Source organism: Bowmanella dokdonensis (genome assembly GCF_017254865.1).
In the GTDB taxonomy this organism is placed as follows: Bacteria; Pseudomonadota; Gammaproteobacteria; order Enterobacterales; family Alteromonadaceae; genus Bowmanella; species Bowmanella dokdonensis.
The window spans coordinates 1-390 of the sequence record NZ_JAFKCV010000144.1 but is presented as its reverse complement, the minus strand read 5'-3'; the positions used below and the strand labels follow the sequence as shown (position 1 = coordinate 390).

Below are 390 nucleotides of genomic sequence, written 5' to 3'. Positions count from 1 at the left end.
CATCCTGATAGGCGGTGGTACATTGCTCGGCAAACTCGGGGTTTTTATCAATACAATCGTTGGCCGAGGTGTAAACATCCGCATCCTGTCGATTACCGCCGCAAGCACTTAATAATACCGTCGCGATACCCACAGCCAGGGGCTTAGGGGCAAAGCCCTTGCGCATACTGGCCAGGTTTATGGTTGAGGAACGTTTTCTGTTCACTTGTGTCATCGCTGCCTCCTAGTAGGACATGCAAGCGGCGTTCAGTAAGCCGATGGCTACAGACATGGCGGCCAACATGACACCGGCCGAGATTTCGTTGTTGTTGATACGTTCAACAATCGAGGGCATAAAGGTAAAGCGCAGCAGGGCAAAGGCCAAAAGCTGAGCAATCAGGGCCACGGCGC

The 390-nt window shown here is 53.1% G+C and carries 1 protein-coding gene and 1 pseudogene; both read right to left on the bottom strand.

Annotated features, from left to right (window positions below):
* A pseudogene (locus J0A66_RS21945) lies at positions 1-214 on the bottom strand (DUF1190 domain-containing protein); the annotation flags it as partial.
* Positions 215-223: 9 nt separating this feature from the next.
* On the bottom strand, positions 224-390 hold a 167-nt coding region (locus J0A66_RS21940), incomplete at its 5' end, for a DUF350 domain-containing protein (RefSeq protein WP_206575965.1).